The organism is Pseudomonas sp. 2822-15 (assembly GCF_002742515.1).
Lineage (GTDB): Bacteria > Pseudomonadota > Gammaproteobacteria > Pseudomonadales > Pseudomonadaceae > Aquipseudomonas > Aquipseudomonas salomonii.
The window spans coordinates 474,775-495,936 of sequence record NZ_LJRY01000156.1 but is presented as its reverse complement, the minus strand read 5'-3'; the positions used below and the strand labels follow the sequence as shown (position 1 = coordinate 495,936).

The window sequence follows — 21,162 nt, the reverse complement described above, 5'->3', positions numbered from 1 at the left end:
GACAGCTCCCACAGGGGATCAGTGTTGCCAGCGCTAAAAATTAAATGTGGGAGCTGGCTTGCCTGCGATAGCAATAGTGAATTCACCACCGCCATCGCAGGCAAGCCAGCTCCCACACATTTCACCCCAGGCGCTTCGGTCATGCCCCGTGGCACAGCAGGGTGCCGCTGCCTTGCAAGTACGGGGTCAAAATCGGCGCCATGCCTTTGAGCACCTGCACCGGCAGTGCCGAGGTGAACGTGAAGTTTTGCGCCGAACTGCCTGGCACAAAGGCGGTGAGGGTGCCGAAGTAGCGCTCGCCGATGTAGAACACGAACGTGGCGGTGCGGTTGATCGCTTTGGAACTGATCACCCGGCCGCCGGCGCCCATCGCTTCGATGCGGTTGTCGCCGGTGCCGGTCTTGCCGCCCATGGCCATCGGCGTGCCGTCGGCCTGCACGAAACTGCCGGAAACACGCTTGGCCGTGCCCGCGTCCACCACTTGCGATAACGCGCCGCGCAACGCGGTAGCGACCTCGGACGGCATCACCCGTTTGCCCGCATCGGGCGTGTTGACCACGCGGGTTTCGTAAGGCGTATCGGCGCCAAAGTGCAGGCTGTCGATGCGCAGCACTTTGCCGCGTACGCCGTCGTTGAGGATGATGCCCATCAGTTCGGCGAGCGCGGCGGGGCGATCGCCCGAGCTGCCAATCGCGGTAGCCAGCGACGGCACCAGGTGGTCGAACGGGTAACCCACCGCCTGCCAGCGCTGCTGAATATCCAGGAACGCCTCGACCTCCAGCATAGTGCGGATGCGGCTGTCACGCGCACTTTGATGGCGGCTCTTGAACAGCCAGCTGTAAACCTCCTGGCGTTCGAACTGGCCGGCCTTGACCACTTCGCTGAAGGTCGCGTCAGGGTGGTTGAGCAGGTAACCGAGCAGCCACAGGTCCAGCGGGTGGACCTTGGCAATGTAGCCCTGGTCAGGCAAATCATAGCGGCCTGGGCCGTAGTCGATGTACAGGCGCTGCAGGCGTTCGTCGGTGAGTTTGTCGCTGGTTTTGGCATTCACCAGGTGTGAGCGCACGAAGCGATTGAAGGTGTCCTGGTCAGCCTCGGGAAACAGGTAGCGGTGCACGGCCGCCATGCGGATCGCGGTGGGGTGCAGCCCGTCAAGAAAGGTCTCGAGGCGCGCCTGGGTGTCTTTTTTCTGGTACTTCTTCCAGAACTTGAGCAGGAAGGTGGTGCCTTCGCGATCCGCGAATTGGGCCAGGTATTCCTGACGCCGTGGGTCGTCATCATCCTTGAGCAATTGCGCACTGTTGTTGGGGCCCGCGTAGGTGACGTAGCGCTCCAGGTCGCGCATCAACCGAATGAACGGCAGGTTGATCGACTCGCGCAAGGCGTCTCGCAGCGACGGGCTGCGGCCATTGTCCTGGTTACGGAAATTGTGGAAGTGGTGCAGGCCGCCGCCGGTGAAAAAACCTTCGTTGGGGTTGGCCGAGTAAGTCCGATCAAGGGCGGCATCAAGCATGTTGGCCAGGGACTTGTCGGGGTTCTGGAGCAGGTAATCAACCGCCCAACGACTGATGCGGTCCTGCTCGGCGATTTCGGTTTTTTTCAACGCAGCAGGCGTTTGTGCGGCGTAGCGATCATGCAGCTCGCTGACGATTTGCAGGTAGGTGGTAAGCACCCGCAGCTTGGCCGTGGACCCCAGCTCCAGCTTGCTGCCCTCATTGATGTCGAAAGGTTGGTCGGTGTTGTCGGTTTGCACGCGCACCCGCGAGCCGTCAGGGGTCAGTTCGAACAGAGTGAAGCTGTAGCGCACCTGGGGCGTGCTGGCGGGCGTGAGCAGGCGCTCGCCGAGCAGGCCCATTTTGCCGGCGAAGGCCGGGTCGGCCAGTTGCTTGAGGTAGTCGGTGGCCCGGCTTTGCAGCTCGGCTTGCAGGGTGCTGGTGGCGGCCAGGTCCAGGCGATCGAGGTCGTACAGCGGCCGGTTGAGCAGGGCGGCGAGGCGGCTGCGCGCAACGCTGATGCCCTTGTTGGTGTCGATGGGCTGCACGGTCGGTTGTTGCTGCCAGTCACGGTAAGTGACGTGGGACGCCAGGGCGGCCTTGAGCAACGGTGCGTCGATCACGGCGTTCTGCGCCAGCAGGCGCAGGTGGCTGTCGGTGAGTTGCGCCAGTTCTTCGCGGCCGTTGGCCAGGTAATGAGACGGCCGGCGCTGGGCGATCATCAACGACAGCACCTGGCGCAAAGCCAGGCCACGTTGCGCCACCTGGGCCGCATCATTTTCGGTGCTGCTCAAGGCCAGGTTCACCTGCTTGAAGTCGGCGCCGTACCACACGCGCAAGCCTTCGGCCATGCCATGCACTTCGCCATGCCCCGGCACGGCGGACAGCGGCACGCTGTTGAGGTAGTCGCGCACGATGTTCTGGCGTGCCACGAGGGTGTCTGGCCCGGTCTGGTAGGCGCGCACTCCTGCGGACAGCATCTGGCGTAATTTTTCACTGCCGGACAAGGTCAGGCCGTCGGGCGAATGCCGGTATTTTTCCAGCTGAGTGGCCAGGGTACTGCCGCCGGCACTCTGGCCGGGCAGGTGCATTACCTTCGCGACTTGTGACCAGGCCGCCATGGCAAAGCGCGGCCAGTCCACCGCCGGGTTGGCCTGAGGCTGGGCGGGGTCGAGCAGGTCACGGTTCTCGATGAACAACAGGCTGTTGACCACCAGCGGCGGGATGGCGGCAAAACTTGAGTACAGTTGCTGCGGGTATTGGAACTGATACAGGGGCAAGGCACGGCAGTCAGTGATGGAAAGCCCGGCCTGGATTTTCTCCGGGTAAGGCACGAAAAGACCCTGGCCGGCGTAGCTCATCAGCGCTGGCGAAAACTGCACCTGGGACTGGATCACGTAACCACGCTTGAGCAAGCGCGGCAAAAAGGTGCCCAGGTCGCTGTAGCCCAAGCGGCGGTCGAACGGGCCGGCGCCGGGGTAAACCATCGCCTGGCTGGGGCCGGGTTCCAGTCGGTAGGTGAGGTCGTGGGCCAGGCGGCTCAACTGTCGTGCCTGCAGGGCGGAGGTGCGTATCTCTTTGGCGGCAGCGAACCCCAGAGCGACCAGCACCATCAACACAATCAGCCAGAACAGGCGACGTATGTAACGGGGCCTGGGTTTATTTTTGGGTAAAGGCGCTGGGTCCGAACTGCCTTGTAGTTTCGCAGCCTTGGTCGATTCGGTTTGCCACAGTGCGCCCATAGTCGATTGATCCCTGCATGCAGATTGATCGGACTTGCTTGAAGCTTAGTCGCTGGGCGACAGCTGTGAGGGAATTGTGATGGGGGGGGGAATCTTCTTGGAGGCTGTGTGAATGCAGGGTGGGTTGCGACGTTTTGTCGCTCAACGCAGGTAAGATGCTCCTGTAAAGTGGGTTTTTAGCCGGGTCTTTCACTGAATTGTATGGTTTTTATAGTGAAAGACCCTGCCTCCGGCTTTTTATACTGCACGTCCCGCTGATCTTGCCCGGCAAGAAGGGCCCGTCCATGAGGCGGCCCCGGTTTCGACAAGGGCACAGGCTTACCGGCCTGCACCCTGGAAACTCGACGGACAAACCAATAACAAAATGAGGTTGTTTCCCTATGCCTGTCGGCAAACCACTGCCCCCTGGCGAGACCGCTCAAGGCGGCCCGCTCAAACGTGAACTGGGTGAACGGCATATCCGTCTGATGGCCCTCGGCGCCTGCATCGGTGTGGGCCTGTTCCTCGGCTCGGCCAAGGCCATCGAGATGGCCGGCCCGGCGATCATGCTCTCTTACATCATCGGTGGCCTGGCCATTCTGGTGATCATGCGTGCCCTCGGTGAAATGGCGGTACACAACCCCGTGGCCGGTTCGTTCAGCCGCTATGCCCAGGATTATCTCGGGCCGTTGGCAGGCTTTCTCACCGGGTGGAACTACTGGTTCCTGTGGCTGGTGACCTGCGTGGCGGAAATCACCGCCGTGGCGGTGTACATGGGCGTCTGGTTCCCCGACACGCCGCGCTGGATCTGGGCCCTGGCGGCACTGATCAGCATGGGCACCATCAACCTGATCGCCGTCAAAGCCTTTGGTGAGTTCGAATTCTGGTTCGCGCTGATCAAGATCGTCACGATCATTGCCATGGTGATCGGCGGCGTCGGCATCATTGCCTTCGGCTTTGGCAATGACGGCGTGGCGCTGGGCATATCCAACCTGTGGGCTCACGGCGGCTTCATGCCCAATGGCGTACAGGGCGTGTTGATGTCCTTGCAGATGGTGATGTTCGCCTACCTGGGCGTCGAGATGATCGGCCTCACCGCCGGTGAAGCACGTAACCCGCAGAAGACCATCCCCAGCGCCATCGGCTCGGTGTTCTGGCGCATTCTGCTGTTCTACGTCGGCGCGCTGTTCGTGATCCTGTCGATCTACCCGTGGAATGAAATCGGCACCCAGGGCAGCCCGTTCGTGATGACCTTTGAACGTTTGGGCATCAAGACCGCCGCAGGCATCATCAATTTCGTGGTGATCACCGCCGCGCTGTCGTCCTGCAACGGCGGTATCTTCAGCACCGGGCGCATGCTTTACAGCCTGGCGCAGAACGGCCAGGCGCCGGCGGCTTTCGGCACTACCTCCAGCAATGGCGTACCGCGCAAGGCGCTGCTGCTGTCGATCTTTGCCCTGCTGCTGGGCGTGTTGCTCAACTACATGGTACCTGACCAGGTGTTCGTATGGGTGACCTCCATCGCCACCTTCGGCGCGATCTGGACCTGGCTGATGATCCTGCTCGCCCAGCTCAAGTTCCGTAAGGGCCTGAGCCCGGCCGAAGCGGCGAGCCTCAAGTACCGCATGTGGCTGTACCCGGTCAGTTCCTACCTGGCGCTGGCGTTCCTGCTGCTGGTGGTTGGCCTGATGGCGTACTTCCCGGATACGCGGGTGGCGCTGTATGTAGGGCCTGCGTTCCTGGTGCTGTTGACGGTACTGTATTACGTGTTCAAGTTGCAGCCGACCCATGCTGCGGCACGCTCCGTAGCCTGACGGCCTGGCGCACAACAAAAAGCCCCTTGATCGGGGCTTTTTGTTTTCAGGCGGCGGCCATGCGTGTCGATTGGTCCAGCCGTTTGTTGAACTCCAGCCAGGCGCCCAACATCGCCATCAAGGCAACGCCCACAAGTGCGGTAAAAATCTGCATGGCAAAGGCATCGCCGGCCATGGCGTTGACCATGTCCGCGAGCGGCGCCAACAACACGCCAAGGCAGAACACTTCCAGCGAAAAGCGGCCCATCCGGCAGGACTGCTGTGCCAGCCAGTTTTGCGTCCAGGCACGCCCCGGCAACAGTTTGACGGTGACATAGGCCAAGGCCAAAAAATGCAGCAGACGCACCGGCGACAGGTCGGTCTTGCTGATCGGGTACAACAGTTCACTGAGCGCGTGCGGCATCAGTGCGTCATGCACTTCGGGCCAGCGCCAGCCGATCGTGATCACGCCGGCCATCAATGCGTAGGTCGCTGCCATGATGAACAACGGCTGCCGCAGCAGTGGCCGATGGTCCTGCGCGCGGGGTTGTTGCCCATGAATCGCCGCCGCGCCGCCCAGCACGAACAGGAACTGCCAGGTAACCGGGTTGAAGTACCACACCCCATCGGCAATCGCTGCCAGGTTCCAACCCAAGTGTGGCGCCAGCAGGTACACCGCCATCGACCCCGCGACCACCCACCAGGTTTTGCGCAGGAGCCACGGCAACACCAGCGGAAGGCCGGCCAGCAGCACGATATACAAGGGCAACGGGTCCATCAGGTTGGGCTTGAAGCGCAGCAGCAATTCATCCACCAATGCTTGCTGTGGTTGGGTGACAAAGTGCGTCAGGCCCATCTCCTGCACCAGGTCGCGGGTTTCCACATGGCTGTTGGCGAAGAACACGATGCCCATCAGCATCGCCAGCAAGAAGATATGCACCACGTAAAGCACCCAGGTGCGCCGCAGGATCTTCAGGCCGGCCATCCAGTAGCCTTCGCGTTGCAAGACCTTGCCATAGGCCAGCACTGAGGCATAACCGGCAAGGAATACAAACACTTCAGCGGCATCGCTGAAGCCGAAATTGCGCAGGGTGATCTGGCCGAATGGGTTGTGGGGGACGTGATCCCAGAAAATGAAGATCAACGCCAGGCCCCGAAAAAAATCGATGCGCGGGTCGCGTCCGTTCAGCATGGCAGCGGGCTCTTGAGCTGGGGTTTAAGTCATGACAGGCGAATGCGCGTGTTGTCACACGCCGCACGTCGGGCGGGCGCAGGTTGGCGGTATTTGTAAGCAATTGCAAAGGCTGGGTATTACTGAATGTCTCAGTGTGGCGGGCGGACTACCTGTCAACTTTGACAGTAGACGCCGTGGGCGCGCCGTGGCTTGCTGGGCCAGCCGCCACAGGACAACTTTATGCGCCGAGTATGGAAGGGATTCTCCAGCTACACGGTCATTGGTATCGCCAATACGGTGGTCCATTGGCAACTGTTTTTTGTGTTCAGGACCGCGTTTGAGATGAGCCAGGCGGCTAGCAATTTTCTTGCCTTCGCGGCGGCGGCATCGCTGTCCTTTTATATGAATGCGCTTTACACCTTTTCCATACCGCCCTCATTGCCGCGTTATGGGCTGTTCATGCTGTGCATGGGCGGCTTGAGCCTGGTGGTGGGCGGGCTGGCCGATCGCTGGGGCGTGCCGGGCATGGTCACCGTGCTGGTGTTTTCGCTGGTCAGCCTGGTGTGCGGGTTTTTACTGTCGCGCTGGGTGGTGTTTCGCGAGCGTGACCAATGAGGATCTCGCTGGTGGTGCCGCTGTACAACGAGGAGCAGGCCGTGGATGGGTTTTACCGCGCGGCGCGGCAGGAGCCTTTGTTGCGCAACCATACGGTCGAGATTGTGTTTATCAACGACGGCAGCACCGACCGCACCGCCGAACGGGTGCACGCGCTCGCCATGGCTGACCGCGACGTGATGTTGATCAACTTCTCGCGCAACTTCGGCAAGGAAGCCGCCTTGTTCGCCGGGTTGGAGTACGCCACGGGTGACGCGGTGGTGCCCATGGACGTGGACTTGCAAGACCCGGTCGAGGTCGTTCCGCGATTGCTTGCCGAATGGCAAAACGGCGCCGATGTGGTGTTGGCCAAACGCCGCAACCGCGCCAGTGACGGTTACCTCAAGCGCCACACTGCTTCGCTGTTCTACCACCTGCTCAACCGCATTGCCTACACCCACATCGAGGAAAACGTCGGCGACTTCCGGCTGATGGACCGCAAGGTAGTCGACGTGATCAAGGCCCTGCCCGAGCAGCAACTGTTCATGAAAGGCGTGTTGTCCTGGGCCGGCTTTACCGTGGCCATCGTCGAATATGACCGCGCCCCGCGCGCCATAGGCCAGAGCAAGTTCAACGCCTGGAAACTCTGGAACCTGGCGCTGGACGGCATCACCTCATTCAGCACCTTGCCGCTGCGGCTGTGGAGTTATATCGGCGGGTGTATTTCGCTGGTGGCGTTGGTGTATGCGGGGTTTTTGATCGTCGACAAAGTGTTGTTTGGCAATGACGTGCCGGGGTATCCGTCATTGATGACCGCGATTTTGTTTTTGGGCGGGGTGCAACTGATTGGGATTGGGATATTGGGGGAGTATGTGGGGCGGATTTATATGGAGGCCAAGCATCGGCCCAGGTATGTGGTGAAGGATGTTATCCAGTATGACCGCCCGGCGCGCGCGTCAGGGAGCGGGCGATGACTCAGCTTAAGCCAGAAGGTACAAGGCATTTTGCGATATTACTGTTGATCACTGTACTCGCGGCCGGTATTCGGTTTTACGCGATCACGGATGCTTATGTCTGGTACGACGAAGCCTTTAGTGTCTGGATAAGCGCGTTGTCACCTGAAGCGATCTGGTTTCACACCGGAAGAGATGTTCACCCACCTCTCTATTACCTGTTGCTTCACTGTTGGATGGAGGTGTTTGGAAAAACACCATTATCGATCCGGAGCCTGAGTGCCATCGCCGGCACGCTGACGGTCCCCCTGGGAGTGCTGATGGCGCGCAGCGTCTTCGGTTCTCGAGCATCATTGGTGTTCGGGCTGTTTCTGGCTTTGTTACCGATGTCGGTTCGATTGAGCCAGGAAGCCCGAATGTACGCAGTGGAAGCTATGTTTCTGATGGGCGCGACACTTGCATTGATCTATTGGATGAGAAAGTCGGCGCAATATCGTTATTGCCTTTTGTATGCCTTGTGTATGACGGCCGCACTTTACACACACTATTACGCGGTGCTTGCTGCTTTGGCACATTGGCTGTACTTGATCGTGCTACGCGTACATCCCTCAGTGAAGGCGCCACACGTTACAAGCAACGTGTGGTGGATGTGTAATGCGCTGATAGCTGTTGCTTATGTACCTTGGCTATTTAGTCTGTTTGATTTAATAAGGCACTACGCGAAAATAGAAGAGGTCGGCAGTGTGGCGTGGTTGGCAGTGGGCAACCTTTATACTTTACCGGACACTGTGTGGCGGTTTTTTACGTTGCTATCTCCACAAGGGGCTTTGCGGGTAGGGTACTGGTTGGTACCCATAGGAATGATGGTGGCGACTGGATGGGTAGTTTTTCAGGACCGGACCCAGTATCGGCTCTCCATTCTGCTGACGTTTTTTTCTTTTGTGCCTATGCTCGTGCTGTTTTGCCTTTCATTGTTAATGCCAGCTTATCTGGAACGGTATGTGGCTTTTTCCGCTGCTGGGCTGCCTTTGCTAATGACGGGTGCGATAGTGGGGCTCAGACGCGCGCATGCGCCAGTTTCCGCACTGTTGTTTTTTTGCGTTATAGGTTTGGAACTGATTGGGTTAAATGCCATTTACGAACAAGACAGTGAGGTGGGCTATGTAAAAAGCGGTCAAGCAGTACGTATGGAGCAGGTGTTTAATTATATTCGTGATCATCGGCGAAAGACCGATATGGTTGTGGTGGGAGGAGGCTTCTTTTATTTTAGCGCAGCTTTTTATAATGGTTCCGATAAAGGCTTGTATCTGTTGGATGAATCGTTTGGCAGAGAAAAGCTGAGTCGGCCAAATGGGTATGGAGCATTAACACTTATGTTAGATACTTGGGATGAGCACTTCCTGGTCGACCCTGACGGGGAGCCTAACAGCGCTCGCAGAGTGTGGTGGGTGACCGGCAATCCAAGCCTGGACGTACATCACCCTTACCGTGGTAAGAGGCAGGCGATCGACTATTTGCCCGCGGGAGACCTTGAGCTGCGTCTTTACCAAGCGCTTTAGCGATGCCGGTTTACCTACGTATCGATTATCACCAACGTGCCATGGCTCCCAGCAGCCACGGCATGTGCAACCCCTGCTTCCACAAAGTACATCTGCCCGGCGCTCACCCGAACCTCCTGATCACCGACGCTCAAGCGCAATTGACCGTCGATCACCAACAACCCTTCGTTGTAATCATGGGTTTCCTCCTGATAAGCCTGCTCATCCATACGCAACACCTTGATCCGCGCAGGGCCAACCTGGCCCAGGCGCGTGGATTTCCAGCTGTCGGGCAGTTGTGCGGCAATGGCGCTGAAGTCGAGTAACGGCATGTGAAGCTCCTTGTTTCAACAATGCCGTCGGTGGTCCGGTTCAGCGGTCAAGAGTGTTCGAATATTTACGCAGCGGCGACTTCATGCGGCTCAAAACTGTCCGCCCGCGCCATCTGCCACATGCGCGAATAGAACTCGCCGTTCACCTCGCCGGTGAGCAACTCGCCGGGTTTGAGGAACACATGCAGCTGCGAGAACAGTTTGATTTCGGTCGCCGACATGCGCCGCACCAAATGCTTGGCCGACAACTGCGACGGATGATCCAGGCCGGCGGCGGCGAGCATTTCCGCCAGGGCGTGCAGCGTGTTGCGGTGGAAATTGAACACGCGCTGGGCTTTGTCGGGCACCACCAGCGCACGCTGGCGCAGCGGGTCTTGTGTAGCCACGCCCGTCGGGCATTTGTTGGTGTGGCAGCTTTGCGACTGGATGCAGCCGATGGCGAACATAAAGCCGCGCGCCGAGTTGGCCCAGTCCGCGCCGATGGCCAGCACGCTGGCGATATCGAAGGCGCTGACGATTTTGCCGCTGGCGCCCAGCTTGATCTTGTCGCGCAGGTTCAAGCCCACCAGGGTGTTGTGCACAAACAGCAGGCCTTCACGCAGCGGCACGCCGATATGGTCGGTGAACTCCACCGGCGCGGCGCCGGTTCCACCTTCCTTGCCGTCGACCACGATAAAGTCCGGGAGAATGCCGGTTTCGAGCATGGCCTTGGCGATGCCCATGAATTCCCATGGGTGGCCCAGGCAAAACTTGAAGCCCACCGGTTTGCCGCCCGACAGTTCACGCAGTTGCGCGATGAACTGCATCATCTCAACCGGTGTGGAAAACGCGCTGTGGCGCGACGGCGAGATGCAGTCCTCGCCCATCATGATGCCGCGCGTCTCGGCGATTTCCTGGGTGACTTTGTGCTTTGGCAGGATGCCGCCATGGCCGGGTTTGGCGCCCTGGCTCATCTTGATTTCGATCATGCGCACTTGCGGGTTCTGTGCCTGCACGGCAAAACGTTCCGGGTCGAAACGGCCGTCGCTGGTGCGGCAGCCGAAGTAACCGCTGCCCAGTTCCCAGGTCAGGTCGCCGCCGTTTTCGCGGTGGTAGGGGCTGATGCTGCCTTCGCCGGTGTCATGGGCAAAGTTGCCGAGCCTGGCGCCTTGGTTGAGGGCACGAATCGCATTGGCGCTCAACGAGCCGAAGCTCATGGCCGAGATGTTGAACACCGAGGCCGAGTAGGGTTGGGTGCACTGCGGGCCGCCGACCATCACGCGAAAGGCGCTGGGGTCGCTGAGCGGCGCCGGGCGCATGGAATGGCCGATAAACTCAAAGCCCGACTGGTACACGTCGATCAGGGTGCCGAAGGGTTTGTCGGCGGTTTCGTTCTTGGCGCGCGAGTAGACCAGCGAGCGCTGAGCGCGGGAAAAGGGCAGGGCGTCGCTGTCGGATTCGAGCAGGTACTGGCGGATCTCCGGGCGGATGGCTTCCACCAGGTAACGGATATTGCCCAGGATCGGGTAGTTGCGGCGTACCGCGTGGGGGCTTTGCAGCAGGTCGAAAAGGCCGATCAGGCTGAGGACGCCGGTGACCACGGTGATGGGCCACAGCCACTCATGTTCGATAAAAGGGAGGCTGGCGAGGGTAAAAATGACGCACACGGCAAAGAAGGCGTAACGGCTTAATAACGACAGGCTCATACGGGTTTCCTTGGGTTCGGACTCATCGGCTAGGCGTTTTGCGCCTGAAGAAAGATCGAGAACAGCTCCGACTGGGATTTGATCCCCAGCTTGCTGTACATGTGTTTCTTATGGACTTTCACGGTTTCAACAGAGATTTCCAGCTTACGGGCGATCTCCTTGCTGGAGCAACCGCTGAGCATCAAGCGGCCCACATCCAGCTCGCGGGCGGTGAGTTGAGCGCCCCAATCATCCTTTTGAATCGGCGGCTGCGGCGCGCTCACCTGGTTCAGTTCATGGGGCAGGCGCTGGCGCAGCAGGCTCAACACCCAAGGCTGGATCAGTGACAGCAGGGCAATTTTCTGTGGGTCAAAACGCTGTTTTGAGCCCAGCGACAGGCACAGGGTGCGCCCGTCCGGCAGGTGGCAATTGAACTGGATTTCATCGGCCACCACGTTCAGGCGAAAGTAGCGCTGGTAGTACTCGGTCAGCTCGAAATGCTCCGGTGCCACTTCCGCCAGGCGCAACAGGCCGGTGCGCGGGTGTTCGCGGCTGGCGATGTAGAACGGGTCAAGCAGGTACAGGCCGTTGAGGTAGTCCTGGAACAGAGGGTCCGGCGCGCCGTCGGCGCCTGGGCATTCGGCGAACACCAGCGGGCGGTGCTCATTGCTGAACAGCAAGGCGACCCAACTGTCGGACGGCACGTACTGGTCCAACAGCCGCACCAACTGGGTCCAGAAGTTGGGCTGGTCCAGGGCGTCTATCATTTGCCCCACCGAACGGTGCCAGGCGATGTCTTGCAGCGTCATGCTCATCAATCTACCCCTATCGGGTTACCCCGGCCGCGTAATTCCCTGGCCGGTGTTGGCTGCGCATACTGCGGCACGGATAAAGAACAAGGAATACCCATGAAGGTCGAAATTGCCCAATTGGCAGGGCGCGATAACGCTACAGCTTACAACCTTGAGCGCGCCTTGGCGGCCATTGCTGCGTGCGCCGCCGACACGCAACTGATCGTCTTCCCGGAAACCCACTTAATGGGCTTTCCGTCGGCCGAGACTGTCGCCGCGATCGCCGAGCCGGTAGACGGCCCCACCGTACACGCGGTTATCCAGGCGGCCCGTGCGCGCAATATTGCCGTGGTCATCGGCATGGCCGAGCACGACGATGGTCAGTTCTATAACACCACCTTGCTGATCACCCCCGAAGGCATCGCCCTGCGGTATCGCAAGACCCACCTGTGGGCTTCGGATCGCGGCGTGTTCAACCCGGGTGATCGCTACGCCACGTGCCTGTGGAACGGCGTGCGCGTCGGCCTGCTGATCTGCTACGACATCGAGTTCCCGGAAACCGCCCGCGCCCTGGCGCAGTTGGGCGCCGAACTGCTGATCGTCACCAACGGCAACATGGACCCTTACGGCACCACGCACCGCACCGCGATCATGGCCCGCGCCCAGGAAAACCAGGCGTTTGCGCTGATGGTCAACCGGGTCGGAGAAGGCGACGGCGACCTGTTGTTCGCCGGCGGCAGCGCGCTGGTGGACCCGATCGGCACCTTGCTGTTTGAAGCCGGGCGTGAGGAAGGGCAATTCGCCGTCGAGCTGGATCTCGACCAGTTGGTGGCAGCTCGCAAGGACTACCGCTACCTGGATGACCAGCGCTTGAAATTGCCCGGCGAGGTGATTGAGCACAGCGATGGGACGCGCGAACTCCTGATCCCCCGGCACTGATGATAATTCCCACGCTCTGCGTGGGAATGCCTGCGGTGACGCTCTGCGTCACGACGTTCAAGAGCCGACGCAGAGCGTCCTGGGCTGTATTCCCACGCGTAGCGTGGGAACGATCAATCATAAAAATAGTTTGCGCTTCACCGACTTCAGTTCTGCCATAAATCTAATAATTCAGCGGAGAATCGCTCATGGCTCGTTTGCAACGCACCCTGTCGTTAGGGTCGGTGGTGCTGTTTGGCATCGCCTATATGACGCCGATCATTGTGCTTGGCACCTTCGGCATCCTCGCGCAATCCACCGGCGGCATGGTGCCGGCCGCGTATCTTGCGGCGCTGGTGGCGATGTTCTTTACCGCCATGAGCTACGGGCGCATGGCCCAGGCCTTCCCGGTGGCCGGTTCCGCCTATAGCTATGTGCGCAAGGCCATCAGCCCCAAGCTGGGTTTTATCGCCGGTTGGGCGGTGTTGCTCGACTACCTGTTCCTGCCCATGGCCATCTGGCTGATCGGCGCTGCGTACCTGCATTCGGCGTTCCCGACGGTGCCGCAGTGGGTGTGGGTGCTGGCGTTTATCGGCATCACCACGGCAATCAATATCATCGGCTTAAAGCTCGCCAACGGCATCAACGCGCTGTTGATGCTGGTGCAGTTTCTGGTGCTGATCGCATTCGTCGCGCTGTGCATCCACTACATCGGCGGTGACGCGAGCAAGCCACTGTGGACGCTTGCACCCTTTTTCAACGGCCAGATGCACATGCCGCTGATCATGAGCGGCGCGGCCATCGCCTGTTATTCGTTCCTGGGCTTTGACGCGGTCAGTACCCTCACCGAAGAAACCCGCGACCCACGCCGCACCATCCCACGGGCGATCATGCTGATCACCTTGATCGGCGGGCTGATCTTCGTGGGGGGGTCGTACTTCGTGCAGATCGCCCACCCGTCGTTTGAGTTTGCCGATGTGGACTCGGCGGCCTATGAGATTGCCCGCAACCTGGGCGGTGACCTGTTTGTGTCGATCTTCCTGATCGGGCTGATCGTCGGCCAGTTCGCCTCGGGGCTGTCGGCCCAGGCCAGCGGTTCGCGCCTGTTATTTGCCATGGGCCGTGACGGCGTGTTGCCCAAGTCATTCTTCGGCACCTTGCATGCGCGCTTCGGCACGCCGGTCAACAGCATCCTGTTGTGTGCGCTGGTGGCCTTGCTGGCGTTGAAGCTTGACGTGACCACCTCGACTTCGTTCATTAACTTCGGTGCGTTCCTGGCGTTCAGCCTGGTGAACCTGTCGGTGATCTTTCACTACTGGATCGGCGCCAAAGCGCGCGGTGTGCGTGAGGTGATCCTGTTTCTGATCTTCCCGACCATCGGCCTGTTGGCGGACCTGTGGCTGATGGTCAGCCTCGATCAACTGGCGATTTACCTGGGCGCGGTGTGGTTGGCGATTGGCGTGGTTTACCTGGGCTTCCTCACACGCGGTTTCTCAAAGCAACCGCCGGAAATGGACTTTCAGGAAGCGGCATAGAAGCGGCCGGCCTATTCTTATTGCAATCGGTTCTCGTTTGGGCGCATGATTTGTGTTACTGTATAACGCTTAAATTGCACCCAGACGCCCCGGAGGCCTTATGAAAGCTGGTATCCATCCCGACTACCGTACCGTGCTGTTCCACGACACCGCCGCCGACGTGTTCTTCCTGATCGGCTCCACCGCCGACAGCGACCGCACCCATACACACAGCGACGGCAACACTTACCCGTACATCCCGCTCGATGTGTCCAGCGCCTCGCACCCGATCTACACCGGCCAGCAGCGCAAGACCCAGGTCGAAGGCCGGATTGCCGGGTTCAACAAGCGTTTCGCTTCGTTTGGGTCCAGCCCAAAAAAGGCGGATGCATAACCCTGACTCGGCGGCGTGCCCTACGCCGCCGTTTGCCGAATCGGCAGCACCACCCGAAAGGTTGTGCCCTTGCCCAACTCACTGCTGACCGAGATTGTGCCCCGGTGTTTCTTGACGATGCCGTAGGACAGTGACAACCCCAAGCCGGTGCCTTCGCCGACGGGTTTGGTGGTGAAGAAGGGGTCGAAAATTTTCTGCACGGTTTGCGGCGCAATCCCACAGCCGTCGTCCGCCACTTCCAGCCAGATGTTCTCGCCTTCCACACCATTGCTGATGGTAATGGTGCCGCGTTCCGGGCCCATGGCTTGTGCGGCGTTGATCACCAGATTCATCACCACTTGATTGAGCTGCGACGCCAGGCACTCGATGTCCGGCAGCGGCATGTAGTGCTTGACCACATCAGCCTTGTACTTGAGTTCGCTGGCGACGATGTTCAGCGTCGAATCAATGCCTTGTTGCAGGTTGGAGAATTGCCAGGTCTGGTCGTTGTCCACCCGCGAAAAATTTTTCAGGTCTTTGACGATTTGCACCACGCGGCCAATGCCATCCTTGGATTCGCGGATCAGGATCGGGATGTCCTCCTTGAGAAAGTCCAGCTCCAACGTAGTGCGCAAGGCCTTGAGCTGGTCGCGCTGTGGTTGCGATGCGATTATTTCCTCACTGTTTCGATAAGCTTCAAGCATCTGTTGCAGCTGGTTAAAGTAGCCATCAAGGGTGTTGAGGTTGGACGAAATGAAGCCTACCGGGTTGTTGATCTCATGGGCGACACCGGCGGCAAGCTGACCCAGCGAAGCGAGCTTTTCCGACTGCACCAGCTGGCTTTCCAAGTGCTTGCGCTCGTCGATTTCCAGTTGCAGCGCCTGGGTACGTTGTTCCACCAGCTGTTCCAGGTGCAAGGTTTGCAAGGCGGCGCGACGGGCCATGTCCCACTTGTTGGCCAGGGTGTTGGCCATTTGCTGGACTTCAATGTTGTCGAAGGGTTTTTTCAGGATCAGCAAACGGTCATGGGCGTGCAGGCGAAAGAGCAGGTCCTCCCAGGAGTAATCCGAGTACGCGGTGCACACCACCACTTGCAGGTCGGGGTCGACCTTCCACAATGCCTCGATGGTCTTCGCGCCGTCCCAGCCCTGGGGCATGCGCATGTCCACAAAAGCCAGCGCGTAGGGCCGTTGTTCTGCCATGGCCGTGGTCAGCAAACCCAGGCCTTCTTCGCCACCGTACGCCGAATGCAGGTCGAATGCCTGAGCCTGAGGCGTGGCGGCGTCGCCGAACAGCGCTGACTCCAGGTCATCCAGTGCGGGGTTGGAGGCCACGCTCGGCATCAGAATCTTGCGAAAATCTTCATGAATTGACGGTGTGTCATCAATCAGCAGAATGCGCCGGTTGGGAGGCTGGTTCATGGGGCAGTTCCGGCAAGGGTGAGAGGAATCGTCAGGGTAAACACTGCGCCAAGGCCTGGCCCATCACTGTGAGCGCTGAGTTGGCCGTGCATTTCCACGGCGGCCAGGGCACAGCTGTGCAGGCCGAAACCATGGCCTTCTTTGCGGGTGGTGAAACCGTGGGTGAATATCCGGGTCATGTTCTCGGCGGGTATGCCTTCGCCATCGTCCTTTACACTGATTTTCAGGGTCTCGTCAGCCGCCGGTTGCACGGTCAGGGTCATTTGCCGTGGCCGGTCACTGAGGTTGGACATGGCGTACTTGGCGTTGCTGATCAGGTTGACCATAATCAGCAGCAGTCGGTGTTTGTCGCCCAGAATCTCCGGTACTTGGGCGTACTCCTTGACCACCGTGACGTGATGACGGCTTAAAGCGCCGGCGTTCATGCGCAGGGCGTCTTCCATCAGCGCGCTGATGTTGACGGGTTCGAGCAGTGTGGAGGCGCCGGCATAGGATTGCTGGGTCGAGACGATGTCCTTGATGTGGTCAACGCTTTTGCTCAGTTGCGTCAGTTCCTCGCTCATGCCTTGCTGTTCGAGTGCAATCGCTTCGACCAACTGGTTCAGGTAGCCCGGCAGCAATTTGCCCTTTTCATCCTCGTTGAGGAAGGTGCCCAGGTCGCCCTGATGCGCGTTGATCAGTTGCATGGCTTTGCCCAGGCCCTGGACCTTGCTGTTGCGCAATTGGCGCGCCACCAGGTCGGCGGAAATGTTCACGCTGTTGAGCACGTTGCCAACGTTGTGCAGCACGTTCGTGGCGATTTCCGCCATGCCCGCCTGGCGGGCGCTGTCCATCAGCTCGCTCTGGGCGTCCTTGAGCTGTTGCGTGCGCCGCTCCACTCTGTGTTCCAGGGTTTCGTTGGCGGCCTGCAAGGCACGATTGATCCGGTTGATCTCGGCGAAACTGCGCAACAGGCGTACCGCCAGGTACAGCAGCAACACCACCAGCAGGGTTGAGAAAATCAACAGGTAGCGGTGGTATTGATGATCAATGAGGTCGGCCGCCTGCTGGTCCTGGTTGAGGTGGGTGGTCAAGTCATCCAGGCGCTCGGCCACGGGCACTGTGGCAATTCGTTCGAGGAGGCTGTTGACCACCGGCTGCTCGCGCAGGATCAGCGAAATGTGGTTGCTGAGGATCACGACCGGGGCCTGGAATTCACTGGGCAGGCGCTCCTTGTTGACTTTCAGCTTGCCCAGGCCCACCAGAATATCGGCGGCGCGATCGTCACTGGTGACCTGGGCGAACTCCAGGCTGCTGAGCAGCAGGTCGTAGGTGTCGGTGGCCACGCTTTGCAGTTGCAGCCGACCTCCATCGTCAATACGACTGAACTGGGCCTGGATATCGTCTTCAGCGGTCGGCAGAAACGCCAGCGAGTTGCGCAGCACCGCATTGTGGGATTTGAACTGGTCTACCAGCCGTGCCTTTTCCTGGATGGCGGCTTGATACGCTTGCTGGGTGGCGTGCCAACCGGTCAGGTCGGCGGTGTGGTGGTAGGTGTCGCGGCTGCCCAGTTCGGCCCATATGCGCGTCATTTCGGTAAGCGGTGTCACCAGCGGATCGTAGTTGTGGGTAATCGAGACCCGGGCCTTGAGTACTTCGCTGTCCCATTGCGCATTGAGTTGCTGGAGCTGGCGGATCAGGTCCCGTGACTGGGTGTAGCTGGCCGTTTGGTCGCGGGAGGACATGAGGTACAAAAAGATCAGGGTCGAGGCCAGCAGCAGGGTCATCAACCCCAGCAACAGCTGGCTGGTACGGCGGCGGGACAGTCGGCTCATAACGGCTTGCCCGCCCATTGGCCGGTCAGGGTCTTGAGAAACAGGATGATCAGGTCCTTGTCTTCCTGGGTCGGAATGCGCCCCAGTTGATATTTGAACATTACGTCCACGGCCTCTTCCAGGCTTTTGGCCGAAGCGTCGTGAAAGTAGGGCGCGGTGACCGCCACATTGCGCAGGCTGGGTACCTTGAACACATAGCGGTCCTCTTCATCCTTGGTCAACAGGTAACGCCCCAGGTCCGACTCGACCGGGTTGCCGCGGGCCTGGAAGTAGTCATCCATCACGCCGAATTTTTGAAACATGTTGCCGCCGATGTTCACACCCTGGTGGCAGGCGATACAGCCGTAATCTTTGAAATGCTGGTAGCCGTACTTTTCCTTGAGGGTCAGGATCTCTGTATTGCCCTTCAAGTATTGGTCAAATCGCGAGTCGGGCGTGAGCAGCGTGCGCTCATAAGTGGCCAGGGCGTTTTGCACATTGGCTGCAGTGACGCCATCGGGATAGGTCCGCTGGAATGCGTTCCGGTAGGCGGGCACGGCTGCGAGGTTCTGCACCACGGTTTTCCAGTCGCTGCCCATTTCTGTCGTGCTGATGACCACGTGTTCGACTTGCGCCTCCAGCGTGTCGACACGGCCATTCCAGAACTGTTTGAAATTCAGGCTGGCGTTGAACACCGATGGGGTGTTGAACTCTACCGGTTTGCCGTCAAAACCGATCGAAAACGCCTTGTCGTCGGCGCCGCCGGACTCCAGGCGATGGCAACTGGCGCAGGACAGCGTGTTGTTGGCTGACAGGCGCGGCTCATTGAACAGTTGCCGGCCCAGTTCGACTTTGGCCGGGTCCAGCATCGGCACGTCCGGCAAGGGTTTGAGTGCCTCGTCCAGCGGTGCGGCCGCCAGTGGCAGACTCGCGCTTAACCATAAGGTGAAGATGAGCCCTTGGGTTGATACTTCGTTCAAGCGAGCACTCCTTGCAATCGGCTATTGATCGGGCATCAGGGCAGGGTGACCGGCTTGCATCAACTGCGCAAAATCCTTTGGGGGCACGGCTTTGCTGAATAGAAAACCCTGGCCTTCTTCGCACCGCTGAGCTTGCAGGAAGTCCAGTTGTTCGCGGGTCTCCACGCCTTCGGCAACGATGCTCAGGTTCAGACTTTTGCCCATTGCGATGATAGCGCTGATCAGTTGGGCGTCCTGGCTATTTACGCTCATGCCGTGCACGAAAGATTGGTCGATTTTCAGCACATCGATGGAAAAGCGCCGCAGGTAGCTGAGGCTGGAGTAACCGGTGCCGAAGTCATCCAGGGCCAGACGCACGCCCATGGCCTTGATCGTGTTCAAGGTGGCAACGGTGTCGTCGACATTCTGCATTAACACGCTTTCGGTGATTTCCAACTCCAGCTGGGCAGGCGGCAGGCCGGTCTGTGTCAGTATCTCGGCCAGGTTGTCGGTAAAGTCCCGCTGGCGAAAGTCGATGGCCGAGACGTTCACCGAGATGCACAACGGGCTCAAACCCATGGCGCGCCAGGCTTGCCCTTGCTCGCAGGCCTGGCGCAGCACCCACTGGGTCAAGGGCACTATCAGCCCACTGTCTTCAGCCACCGGAATGAACTCAGACGGGCTGATCCATCCCCAGCGCGGCTCAAACCAACGTATCAGGGCTTCAGCACCGACGATTTTGCCGGTTTTCAATTCCAGTTTCGGCTGGTAGTGCAGCACAAACTCGTCACGCTCCAGGGCCTGGCGGATCGCGCTTTCCAGGCCCTGTTGCTGTTGCGCACGCAGGTTCATGGTCTGGGTATAAAAGCTGAAGTCACCCGGGCCGCGCTCCTTGCTGGTGTGCATGGCGGTTTCGGCATGTTTGATCAGTTCCACCGCGGTGCGGCTGTCATTGGGGTAAATACTGATGCCGAGGCTGGCGGTGACGCTCAGGTCGTGCCCGGCGAGGTGGCGGGTTGCGCGCACGGACGTGAGCAACTTTTGCGCAATATGCTGGGTTTGTTGCGGGTGCTGGATATCGTTGAGCAGAATCACAAACTCATCGGCCACGTAGCGAAACACTGAATCCGAGCCTCGTACCGTCGCCACCAGGCTCTGGCTGACCTGCTGGAGTACCTCGTCGCCCACCGGATACCCCAAGGCATTGTTGATGCGCTTGAAGCGGTCCAGCCCGATAAATATCACCGCCAGTTGTGTGTCATGCCGTCGGCCCAGGGCGATGGCCTGGGTCAGGCGGTCACCCAGCAAGGCGCTGTTGGGCAACTGCGTGAGCGCGTCGTATTGCAGCAGGTGCGAAACCTTGAGCAGTTCCTGCACGCGTTCTTCAATGGTGCGCTCCAGGCTCCGCACCTTGAGGGCGACGTCTTGGGCGAGCTGCCATTTCCAGGTCAGGGCGCTGGCCATCTGGCGGATTTCCAGGTGGTCAAAGGGTTTTTTCAGGATCAGTAACTGGTCGTTGTACTTCAACCGCGCTTCGATGGCCTCAAAGGAGTAATCGGAATAGGCGGTGCACAGGGCAATCTGCAGGTTGGGGTCGACGCTCCACAATTGTTCGATGGTGTGCAGACCATCCCAGCCGGGTGGCATACGCATGTCGATAAACGCCATGGCGTAGGGCGCACCGTCCGCCAGGGCCTTGTTCACCAGGGCAAGGGCCTCCTGGCCCTGATAGGCCGAATCGAGCAAAAACGTCTGGCGCACCGGCACCTCGGTGCCGAACAGGGCTTCTTCCAGGCTGTCCAGTGAGGGGGCATCGTGGGGGTTGGCGCACAGAATCTTGCGAAAATCTTCGTGGATAGAGGCGGTGTCATCCACGATCAGAATGCGCCGGTTGGCCCGCCCTGAGTCCGGGTTCATGGCGCACTCTGTACTGGCAACAGGTTCGATGGCATAACGCTTCCTTCCTTGGTTTGATGTCCGGGAGGATGGACGTACCGGTTGAGACAGCATAGTTGAGTTCCCTTGATATCGACGGCCAATTGGCGTCAAATCAGCTGCGTGGATGCGTGCATCAAGCGCAGAAACGCGACGGGATATCAGGGTTCAATTCCGCTCAATTTCGTTTATTTTC

The 21,162-nt window shown here is 59.6% G+C and carries 16 protein-coding genes and 1 pseudogene; 7 read left to right on the top strand and 10 right to left on the bottom strand.

The features are described 5' to 3' along the window. Positions 1 to 139: 139 nt before the first annotated feature. Positions 140 to 3,235 carry a transglycosylase domain-containing protein gene (locus AOA59_RS04045; protein ID WP_099486034.1) on the bottom strand — a complete coding sequence of 1,032 codons (3,096 nt, stop codon included), beginning with the start codon at positions 3,233 to 3,235 and terminating at the stop codon, positions 140 to 142. Between the two features lie 380 nt (positions 3,236 to 3,615). Here AOA59_RS04045 and AOA59_RS04040 point away from each other — a divergent pair, with 380 nt between their 5' ends. Next, complete coding sequence (locus AOA59_RS04040; protein ID WP_099486032.1) at positions 3,616 to 5,028, top strand: amino acid permease; 1,413 nt, start codon at positions 3,616 to 3,618, stop codon at positions 5,026 to 5,028. 46 nt (positions 5,029 to 5,074) lie between these two features. Here the strand turns inward: AOA59_RS04040 and AOA59_RS04035 are convergent, their stop codons facing one another. Then, the gene (locus AOA59_RS04035) at positions 5,075 to 6,199 is read right to left on the bottom strand and encodes an OpgC domain-containing protein (protein ID WP_099486031.1); all 1,125 of its coding nucleotides are present in this window, start codon (positions 6,197 to 6,199) and stop codon (positions 5,075 to 5,077) included. Between the two features lie 222 nt (positions 6,200 to 6,421). Between AOA59_RS04035 and AOA59_RS04030 the strand changes: the two genes are divergently transcribed. Genes AOA59_RS04030 through AOA59_RS04020 form a run of 3 tightly spaced genes read left to right on the top strand, consistent with a single transcriptional unit; the run spans position 6,422 to position 9,287 of the window. Next, entirely contained in the window at positions 6,422 to 6,796 is a 375-nt protein-coding gene (locus AOA59_RS04030; protein WP_065928878.1) for a GtrA family protein, read from the top strand. Next, positions 6,793 to 7,749: a glycosyltransferase family 2 protein gene (locus tag AOA59_RS04025; RefSeq protein ID WP_099486029.1), complete on the top strand. Its 957-nt coding sequence runs from the start codon at positions 6,793 to 6,795 to the stop codon at positions 7,747 to 7,749. The genes AOA59_RS04030 and AOA59_RS04025 overlap by 4 nt, the downstream gene beginning before the upstream one ends. Beyond that, entirely contained in the window at positions 7,746 to 9,287 is a 1,542-nt protein-coding gene (locus AOA59_RS04020; protein ID WP_099486027.1) for a glycosyltransferase family 39 protein, read from the top strand. The genes AOA59_RS04025 and AOA59_RS04020 overlap by 4 nt, the downstream gene beginning before the upstream one ends. Positions 9,288 to 9,301: 14 nt before the next feature. On the opposite strand, the gene AOA59_RS04015 is transcribed toward AOA59_RS04020, so the two are convergent. The 3 genes from AOA59_RS04015 to AOA59_RS04005 form a co-directional block, all read right to left on the bottom strand. After that, on the bottom strand, positions 9,302 to 9,598 hold the full coding sequence (locus tag AOA59_RS04015; protein WP_099486025.1) for a cupin domain-containing protein: 297 nt from the start codon (positions 9,596 to 9,598) through the stop codon (positions 9,302 to 9,304). A 65-nt stretch (positions 9,599 to 9,663) separates the two neighbouring features. Beyond that, positions 9,664 to 11,283 (bottom strand): FMN-binding glutamate synthase family protein, encoded by a 1,620-nt coding sequence (locus AOA59_RS04010; RefSeq protein ID WP_065928882.1) that lies wholly within the window; start codon positions 11,281 to 11,283, stop codon positions 9,664 to 9,666. Between the two features lie 29 nt (positions 11,284 to 11,312). Further along, complete coding sequence (locus AOA59_RS04005; protein WP_099486023.1) at positions 11,313 to 12,077, bottom strand: LuxR C-terminal-related transcriptional regulator; 765 nt, start codon at positions 12,075 to 12,077, stop codon at positions 11,313 to 11,315. Positions 12,078 to 12,170: 93 nt separating this feature from the next. Here AOA59_RS04005 and AOA59_RS04000 point away from each other — a divergent pair, with 93 nt between their 5' ends. The 3 genes from AOA59_RS04000 to AOA59_RS03990 all read left to right on the top strand — a co-directional run bounded on the left by AOA59_RS04000 (position 12,171) and on the right by AOA59_RS03990 (position 14,879). Continuing rightward, the gene (locus AOA59_RS04000) at positions 12,171 to 12,992 is read left to right on the top strand and encodes a carbon-nitrogen hydrolase family protein (RefSeq protein ID WP_099486021.1); all 822 of its coding nucleotides are present in this window, start codon (positions 12,171 to 12,173) and stop codon (positions 12,990 to 12,992) included. Between the two features lie 188 nt (positions 12,993 to 13,180). Next, a complete protein-coding gene (locus tag AOA59_RS03995) occupies positions 13,181 to 14,506 on the top strand; it encodes an APC family permease (protein ID WP_099486019.1) in 1,326 nt (441 codons plus the stop codon). 100 nt (positions 14,507 to 14,606) lie between these two features. Next, complete coding sequence (locus AOA59_RS03990) at positions 14,607 to 14,879, top strand: type B 50S ribosomal protein L31 (RefSeq protein ID WP_017135901.1); 273 nt, start codon at positions 14,607 to 14,609, stop codon at positions 14,877 to 14,879. Positions 14,880 to 14,899: 20 nt separating this feature from the next. Here the strand turns inward: AOA59_RS03990 and AOA59_RS33435 are convergent, their stop codons facing one another. From AOA59_RS33435 to AOA59_RS03970, 5 genes and pseudogenes are all read right to left on the bottom strand, one after another. Continuing rightward, a complete protein-coding gene (locus AOA59_RS33435; protein WP_371919055.1) occupies positions 14,900 to 15,262 on the bottom strand; it encodes a sensor histidine kinase in 363 nt (120 codons plus the stop codon). A gap of 360 nt (positions 15,263 to 15,622) precedes the next feature. Next, positions 15,623 to 15,706, bottom strand: a pseudogene (locus AOA59_RS33430) (hypothetical protein); the annotation flags it as partial. Between the two features lie 569 nt (positions 15,707 to 16,275). Next, positions 16,276 to 18,093: a DAHL domain-containing protein gene (locus tag AOA59_RS03980; RefSeq protein ID WP_069786280.1), complete on the bottom strand. Its 1,818-nt coding sequence runs from the start codon at positions 18,091 to 18,093 to the stop codon at positions 16,276 to 16,278. Further along, a complete protein-coding gene (locus AOA59_RS03975) occupies positions 18,090 to 19,052 on the bottom strand; it encodes a cytochrome-c peroxidase (protein ID WP_099486015.1) in 963 nt (320 codons plus the stop codon). Before AOA59_RS03975 ends, AOA59_RS03980 begins: the two co-directional genes overlap by 4 nt. Positions 19,053 to 19,073: 21 nt before the next feature. After that, a complete protein-coding gene (locus AOA59_RS03970; protein WP_099486014.1) occupies positions 19,074 to 20,948 on the bottom strand; it encodes a bifunctional diguanylate cyclase/phosphodiesterase in 1,875 nt (624 codons plus the stop codon). Between the last annotated feature and the right edge of the window lie 214 nt (positions 20,949 to 21,162).

Coding starts and splice junctions, on each gene's coding strand:
- AOA59_RS04005 (WP_099486023.1), bottom strand. CDS start 12,077: ATGAGCATGACGCTGCAAGACATCGCCTGGCACCGTTCGGTGGGGCAA.
- AOA59_RS04030 (WP_065928878.1), top strand. CDS start 6,422: ATGCGCCGAGTATGGAAGGGATTCTCCAGCTACACGGTCATTGGTATC.
- AOA59_RS04025 (WP_099486029.1), top strand. CDS start 6,793: ATGAGGATCTCGCTGGTGGTGCCGCTGTACAACGAGGAGCAGGCCGTG.
- AOA59_RS04015 (WP_099486025.1), bottom strand. CDS start 9,598: ATGCCGTTACTCGACTTCAGCGCCATTGCCGCACAACTGCCCGACAGC.
- AOA59_RS04040 (WP_099486032.1), top strand. CDS start 3,616: ATGCCTGTCGGCAAACCACTGCCCCCTGGCGAGACCGCTCAAGGCGGC.
- AOA59_RS03990 (WP_017135901.1), top strand. CDS start 14,607: ATGAAAGCTGGTATCCATCCCGACTACCGTACCGTGCTGTTCCACGAC.
- AOA59_RS33435 (WP_371919055.1), bottom strand. CDS start 15,262: ATGCCGCTGCCGGACATCGAGTGCCTGGCGTCGCAGCTCAATCAAGTG.
- AOA59_RS04045 (WP_099486034.1), bottom strand. CDS start 3,235: ATGGGCGCACTGTGGCAAACCGAATCGACCAAGGCTGCGAAACTACAA.
- AOA59_RS04020 (WP_099486027.1), top strand. CDS start 7,746: ATGACTCAGCTTAAGCCAGAAGGTACAAGGCATTTTGCGATATTACTG.
- AOA59_RS03980 (WP_069786280.1), bottom strand. CDS start 18,093: ATGAGCCGACTGTCCCGCCGCCGTACCAGCCAGCTGTTGCTGGGGTTG.
- AOA59_RS03970 (WP_099486014.1), bottom strand. CDS start 20,948: ATGAACCCGGACTCAGGGCGGGCCAACCGGCGCATTCTGATCGTGGAT.
- AOA59_RS04035 (WP_099486031.1), bottom strand. CDS start 6,199: ATGCTGAACGGACGCGACCCGCGCATCGATTTTTTTCGGGGCCTGGCG.
- AOA59_RS03995 (WP_099486019.1), top strand. CDS start 13,181: ATGGCTCGTTTGCAACGCACCCTGTCGTTAGGGTCGGTGGTGCTGTTT.
- AOA59_RS04010 (WP_065928882.1), bottom strand. CDS start 11,283: ATGAGCCTGTCGTTATTAAGCCGTTACGCCTTCTTTGCCGTGTGCGTC.
- AOA59_RS04000 (WP_099486021.1), top strand. CDS start 12,171: ATGAAGGTCGAAATTGCCCAATTGGCAGGGCGCGATAACGCTACAGCT.